A 6,401-nucleotide genomic window follows, 5' to 3' on the forward strand; every position below is an offset into this window, starting at 1 on the left:
TAGCATAGTTATTTTTTATAGTTAACCTAATGCTTATTAAGTTCGCTATAAATCAGGAGAATCTTTATCCATTATTTGTATTGGTTTTATGAAAAGTTTTGCAATTAACTAAATTCAATTATGATTATACACATTTAAAATCGATTACAATAGGGTTGGTGTTATGCTACTTTTCTTAGTTCTATTTATTAAAATAGCTTTAATTTCATTTGCTTGATTTTCAGTTATAGAATTAGTATATATAACATTTTCAATTATGAAGTTATTCAACTGATGGTTAATAATTGATTTTTCTATCTTCAAATCTCTTAATTTATTAATACAGGTTTTAATATCAAAAATATCTAAATTTCTATCGATTATTTCTTACATCTTAAAACGCCTCCCGAGTTAATCAATTTCATAAAATATATATTCTATACATAACCTTTTTTTCTCTTTTTTCGTAGTTATTATTTATAATTACCCTTAAGTATACATAAAAAGTAAAATATCGTGAAATCAAGGTTGAACTAAACCGCTAAAAGCGGTGGCAGATATGTACTAATATAAATTTTTGACTTGCATTCTGCTCTAAATTCTTATAAAATTAAATTAGTTAAAGTTGCAACGCCATAAATTTTTCTCATTTAAAAGCATCTTTCATTATGTAATGCCACCTTAGTTTGTTTTTATATATGATAATTAAAGTTAATGATAGAAAATACAAGATATACTGATCATCATGAATTTTATTTGGATTATTGTAAGATATAAGCTAAATATAGCAGAGTATCGTTGATTTTGGAAAAGTGATATTTATTGAAATCCCATAGTAAGTGCTAACGCGGCATCGTTCAATAGTTCGTTTCAGACATAGAGCAATTTTCGTAGCTATCATCATTTAAGTATATACTTATGGTGATAGCTTTTGTCGGCTCAACATCTGAAAGCAACCCTATTCATTTCACGACATCTTACTATATTTTGTTTAAACTCTATTCATGTCAAAAATAAAGATGTTACGTAGTTAGCATAAATAACCAACTTTGGCTATTTTATTTTTTATAAATTCCTACCAACTTAAATTTAATCCAATTTTTACATAGTTAATAGCATTTTGCTCCTTTTTTACCAAAAATCATGTTCAATTTTATTAGTTTGTACAGCATTCATTTGAATTCAACTCAATCTTATATTTTTTTTATCTAACTTTGCTCTTTTTATAGCTTCTTCAATAACCTTATCAAGTTTATCTGAAATAATTATGTTTTCAAAGCCATGTTTCTCTTTGATAAGCATCTACATACACTCCTCACCTAGTTTGATTTTTAACACGCTTAAAGCCCTTCTTAAATAAACCTTTACAGTTCCCTCTGGTAAATTAAGAATTTCTGATATTTGAATAATAGTCATATCTTCAAGATATTTTAGTATAACAATACGCTTAAACTTTCTATTTAATTTGTCAATAGCAGTATAAAGGTCAATACTGCTATCTATTTTAAATTCTATTTCTGAAGCTTTATTTCTATATTCATCAACTTTGTTGTAATCATCAATATAAATTACTTTACTATCAACTTTTAATATGTCCTTACAACAATTTATAAGAATCCTAATAATCCATGTTTTAAAAAATTGTGGCATTTTAAGTTCAAACAAATTCATATAAGCCTTATATACAGTTTCATTTACAGCATCTAAAGAATTTTGTTCATTTTTTAAATATGAAAAAGCAATACAATACAATTTTTCTTTATATGTATTTATTAATTTGCTAAAGGCTTCATCATCTTGCTTTTGAGTCTTGTTTACTATTATACTGGAATTCATTTTCTTCCTCCTTTTTTTAAAATGATGTTATCATAAATGATTATGTATTATAAGTTTAAAATCTCTTACAATAATTAGACTGTTATAAAACAAAAATAGTTACAAGTTTATAATTTTATACCACTTATTTTTATAGAAAAGCTGCTTTAAGTCTTTTCCTCCAACTAATTTTATCTCGTGTAATTTTGACTATTTGTGAATTATGATTCCTAACGCTTATAATTATCTATCTCTTAATGAGACATAAGTGCTACTTCCTGCAACGCATTTATATGCAGGTCTAATGATTTTACCGTCATTTATTATTTCCTCGAGCCTGTGAGCACTCCAACCAGCCATTCTTGAAATAGCAAATATGGAAGTGTACATTTCTTCAGGTATACCAAGCATTTTATATACAAAGCCTGAGTAAAAGTCTACATTAGCACTTACACCTTTATAAATTTTTCGTACTCTTGCAATTACCTTAGGTGCTAGTTCTTCTACCTTTGAGTAAAGGTTATATTCATCCTCTAGACCTTTTTCCTTAGCAAGTCTTGCAACATATTTTTTAAGAATAACAGCCCTTGGGTCAGATATAGAATAAACAGCATGACCTATTCCGTAGATTAGACCAGATTTATCAAAGGCTTCTTTAGCAAGTATTTGAGATAAATATTTATCAATTTCTGCATCATCATTCCAATTACTAACTTGTTTCTTTATATCTTCAAACATTTGTACAACTTTTATGTTTGCACCTCCATGTCTTGGCCCCTTTAAAGAACCAAGCGCAGCGGATATTACTGAATAAGTATCGGAGCCCGAGGAGGTTATTACATGAGTTACAAAGGTGGAGTTGTTACCACCACCGTGTTCTGCGTGAAGCACTAGAGCAAGATCAAGTATTATAGCTTCAAGTTTTGTGTATTTACTATCAGCGCGGAGCATGTACAATATATTTTCAGCAGTACCCAGATCTTCGCGTGGACTACGAATAATTAAATCGTTATTGTTATGATAATGTGATAGAGCATGATAACTATAAACTACCATAAGTGGAATACAAGCAATCAATCTCATGCATTGTTCCAAAACATTACTTGCAGAAGTATCCTCAGCTTTATCGTCTATGGTATAAAGTGCTAGTATACTTCTTGCTAGTGAGTTCATTATATTTTTACTGGGCATTTTTAATATCATATCTTGTACAAAATCCTCGGGAAGATTTCGATATTTAGAAAGTAAATCTGCAAAGTTTTTAAGTTCTTCCTTTTTAGGAAGATCACCAAAAAGAAGTAAATAACAAGTCTCTTCAAATCCAAATCGATTATCTTTAAGAAAACCGTCTACTAGATTTTGGATGTTTATACCTCTATACTTTAAGGAACCAGGAGCAGATATCACCTTGTTATTTTTGATGATAGAAGATTCTACCTGACTAATTTCTGTCAAACCTACAAGCACTCCATGACCATCAAGATCTCTAAGCCCTTGCTTAACTTGATATTTAACATATAGCTCTGGATCTATACAACTATTTAATTTTTCGCAAATTGTGTTTTTGAACTCTTTCAATTTATTGTTATCCATAATATTACACCTCGCAAAATAGTTTTTATAAATTTTCCTACAATAATTATTATTTTTTAGCCTATTTAAATTTGGGCATAAAAAGATAAATGTCTTTTTATGCCCGATAATTTTTCGCTTGATAAAGTATAACATGTAATCAATAAAGGGTACAAGTCGGTATATCTATAAACACAATATTGGCAACAATTAATAACAAGGAGAGGAAATATGTTTTTTAGGATAAAAAGTATATTGTCAAAAAAATTATTCAGTTTCTTGCTTAACCATTGATCTACAAAGATTGTTAAGCATTAAGTTAAATTTGATTAAGTAATTATCGTTTTAAATGCATTGTTTTTATACGTACTGCCTTTCCATTCATACAAATATCTAATAGATTCACAGTGAAGCGACAATTACATGCAATGATTTACTTATAATAGAACCATACAGTGATGTCGTGATACTGCTTTTTTTCAAGGTATTTCACATGAAAGTAACACAATTACTATTGTGTTATTTTCGTTATTTTTTTGATTATGTTTAAATAGTTAACTAAAAAATATATATTTTCACTGCAAATAAATTCATTACATATTATTAATATCTCAAAATTAAGATGAATCCTATAAAACCAATGCTTTGTAAATAATTTGTATAGCAAAATAAACATGTAAAATATAGAAATAAAAGAAATTAATTGTCGAAAAAAATTGAAGCTTGGCAACGCAAGAGGTATAATATAGACAGAACATTCTAAGTTTTTAATGAATTTGTGTTTGTGTAATATTTAGGCATTAATGAATTTTGTTAAAAACTAGTTTAAAAAGGAGTGATATATATGGGAATATTACGTTGGTTAGCGGTAATATTAATAATTTTCTGGTTATTAGGTCTGGGGTTTAATATTGGAGGTGGCTTGATACACATCTTAATTGTCATAGCTGTTATAGTATTCATCTTTGACATTATTGGTGGAAGAAGATGATTATAGAAAGAAGTATTGGCAAATAGTATTTTAAATATAATATAGAAACTTTTCACAAAGAACTAAAAGAAGAAAGGAGAATTATTATGTTAAACAAAGTTAAAATACTAAAGGGCTACAAGTTGAACTGTAGTGATGGAGAAATAGGTAAGGTCAAAGAATTCTATTTTGATGACCACAACTGGACAATTCGCTATTTGGTTGCCGACACAGGGAATTGGTTAGTTGGCAGACAGGTGTTAATATCACCATATGCGTTGGATGGCGTGAATAATGAAGACCAATATATCATCATTAATTTGACCAAAAATCAGATTGAAAATAGTCCCTCTTTGGACAGTGACAAACCCGTATCACGACAATATGAAAAAGATTACTATACGTATTATGGATGGCCCGTATATTGGGGTGGTCCAACCATCTGGGGAACGTGTGGAATTTCTCCTATCATTGAAAGTGGTCAGAGTCAAGAAAAATTGATGGAATTAACTCAAGATGATAAAGGGTGGGATGCCCATTTACGAAGCACTCATGAGGTAAGTGGTTACACCATTCAAGGCACAGACGGCGAAATCGGACACGTTGAGGATTTTATTATTGATCATGAGACATTGGAAATTCGCTATTTAGTCATTGCTACGAGGAATTGGTGGCCAGGAAAAAAAATTCTGCTTTCACCGAAATGGATAGAGAGTGTTAGTTGGAATGAATCTAAAGTATTCGTCAATCTTCTTCGTGAGACCATCAAACAGTCACCAGAATATACTGAGGAGTCTTTGATAACACGGGACTATGAAAGCAAACTGCACCAATATTATAATCAACAGGGATATTGGATTGATGAACAAAATCTCAATAAACATTCCCACTAAAACATGTGTGTGGAACCAATATTTCACTATATATTAAACGTTATTCAATTGAAATATAAGTTAAATAAATGGAGGTATAAAAATGTCCAATATAAGAAATAAATTTGATAGTGAAAAGGATAAATTTGCTGGGAAAACTAAGGAAACTGTTGGTGAGGCTACTGGTAGCGAAGAAACAGAACTTAATGGAAAGATTCAGTCACAAAAGGGAGATATAGAAGAAAAAATTGGCAATATAAAAGAGAAAGTTGCAAAAAAAATTAATGATTCAATTAATGAGAAAGATGAATAAAGAAAATTAGAAGTAACCAGAAAGAGAGGCTACGCTCCTTAAATAATATTTTAAGGAGCGTAGCCTTTTATTATAGGACAAGATACTTAACTTTCATATATCCATTTCACATTAATCATTTGTATATATTTTAATTAAATAACTGAAATGGTTTACTTTTTAATATCAATCCCAAATTACATTTTAAATAATTACTTTTTATATTTATTTATATTGGCATTATTAAGTATATGTATATCCTCTTTATCTAGCATCTTTTTATTTATATCATTATTGTTAAATATAGTTATATCTTTTTTATATTTATTGTCTTTTATGTACTGGCTAGTTTCTTTATCGTGTGTCTTCTGTATCGCTTTTTTTAGTACTTCATTCTCTGTAAACGGCTCATCCTTGTCCATTTTTTCTAGTGTTTCATGTGTAAATTTTTCTTTATCATTACCCATAGTATATCATTCCTCCCGTTAGCTTCAATATAATTATTATATAATATAACTTAGATAAGTTTGTAGGTGGTCACATATATCTGTACCTAACATATCATTAATAATAATTCATGGCAAACGCAAAGTATATATAATAATGAAACCCACTCAACATAATAAACGTTATCTTGAACCAAAAGAAAAAGATCAATTGCAATAACAAGTTGAACCAATTTGTATTTATGACTTAAATCGTTGAATTTACTTATGCTGCATAAATTATATCTAATTGTGCTTCGAATAGATCCTCAGGAGTTTTATATTGGAGTATACGCCTAGGAAGTGTATTCATCCATTCCTCGATGAATGAAATATCAGAGACACTATAATCTGACATACGGTTTCCTTTAGGAATGAAGCGACGAATTAGTCCATTGTGACGTTCGTTAGTTCCT

General features: G+C 29.1%; 6 protein-coding genes and 1 pseudogene. 3 read left to right on the top strand and 4 right to left on the bottom strand.

The window, feature by feature from the left end; all coding sequences use genetic code 11:
* Positions 1–1,281: 1,281 nt before the first annotated feature.
* Together KPL38_RS17640 and KPL38_RS17645 are read right to left on the bottom strand one after the other, a co-directional pair.
* Complete coding sequence (locus KPL38_RS17640; RefSeq protein WP_216290451.1) at positions 1,282–1,815, bottom strand: sigma-70 family RNA polymerase sigma factor; 534 nt, start codon at positions 1,813–1,815, stop codon at positions 1,282–1,284.
* A gap of 222 nt (positions 1,816–2,037) precedes the next feature.
* Positions 2,038–3,387 carry a citrate/2-methylcitrate synthase gene (locus KPL38_RS17645; RefSeq protein ID WP_216290452.1) on the bottom strand — a complete coding sequence of 450 codons (1,350 nt, stop codon included), beginning with the start codon at positions 3,385–3,387 and terminating at the stop codon, positions 2,038–2,040.
* 823 nt (positions 3,388–4,210) lie between these two features.
* Between KPL38_RS17645 and KPL38_RS17650 the strand changes: the two genes are divergently transcribed.
* The 3 genes from KPL38_RS17650 to KPL38_RS17660 all read left to right on the top strand — a co-directional run bounded on the left by KPL38_RS17650 (position 4,211) and on the right by KPL38_RS17660 (position 5,521).
* On the top strand, positions 4,211–4,357 hold the full coding sequence (locus tag KPL38_RS17650) for a lmo0937 family membrane protein (RefSeq protein WP_216290453.1): 147 nt from the start codon (positions 4,211–4,213) through the stop codon (positions 4,355–4,357).
* 86 nt (positions 4,358–4,443) lie between these two features.
* Positions 4,444–5,229 (top strand): PRC-barrel domain-containing protein, encoded by a 786-nt coding sequence (locus KPL38_RS17655; RefSeq protein ID WP_216290454.1) that lies wholly within the window; start codon positions 4,444–4,446, stop codon positions 5,227–5,229.
* A gap of 82 nt (positions 5,230–5,311) precedes the next feature.
* Positions 5,312–5,521 carry a CsbD family protein gene (locus tag KPL38_RS17660; RefSeq protein WP_216290455.1) on the top strand — a complete coding sequence of 70 codons (210 nt, stop codon included), beginning with the start codon at positions 5,312–5,314 and terminating at the stop codon, positions 5,519–5,521.
* Positions 5,522–5,712: 191 nt separating this feature from the next.
* Here the strand turns inward: KPL38_RS17660 and KPL38_RS17665 are convergent, their stop codons facing one another.
* Both KPL38_RS17665 and KPL38_RS17670 read right to left on the bottom strand, forming a co-directional pair.
* Positions 5,713–5,967: a hypothetical protein gene (locus KPL38_RS17665; protein ID WP_216290456.1), complete on the bottom strand. Its 255-nt coding sequence runs from the start codon at positions 5,965–5,967 to the stop codon at positions 5,713–5,715.
* Positions 5,968–6,211: 244 nt separating this feature from the next.
* Positions 6,212–6,401 (bottom strand): annotated as a pseudogene (locus tag KPL38_RS17670) (IS30 family transposase); the annotation flags it as partial.

This window comes from Clostridium psychrophilum (genome assembly GCF_018861705.1).
Taxonomy (GTDB): domain Bacteria; phylum Bacillota; class Clostridia; order Clostridiales; family Clostridiaceae; genus Clostridium_AD; species Clostridium_AD psychrophilum.

Coding starts and splice junctions, on each gene's coding strand:
- KPL38_RS17640 (WP_216290451.1), bottom strand. CDS start 1,815: ATGAATTCCAGTATAATAGTAAACAAGACTCAAAAGCAAGATGATGAA.
- KPL38_RS17645 (WP_216290452.1), bottom strand. CDS start 3,387: ATGGATAACAATAAATTGAAAGAGTTCAAAAACACAATTTGCGAAAAA.
- KPL38_RS17650 (WP_216290453.1), top strand. CDS start 4,211: ATGGGAATATTACGTTGGTTAGCGGTAATATTAATAATTTTCTGGTTA.
- KPL38_RS17655 (WP_216290454.1), top strand. CDS start 4,444: ATGTTAAACAAAGTTAAAATACTAAAGGGCTACAAGTTGAACTGTAGT.
- KPL38_RS17660 (WP_216290455.1), top strand. CDS start 5,312: ATGTCCAATATAAGAAATAAATTTGATAGTGAAAAGGATAAATTTGCT.
- KPL38_RS17665 (WP_216290456.1), bottom strand. CDS start 5,967: ATGGGTAATGATAAAGAAAAATTTACACATGAAACACTAGAAAAAATG.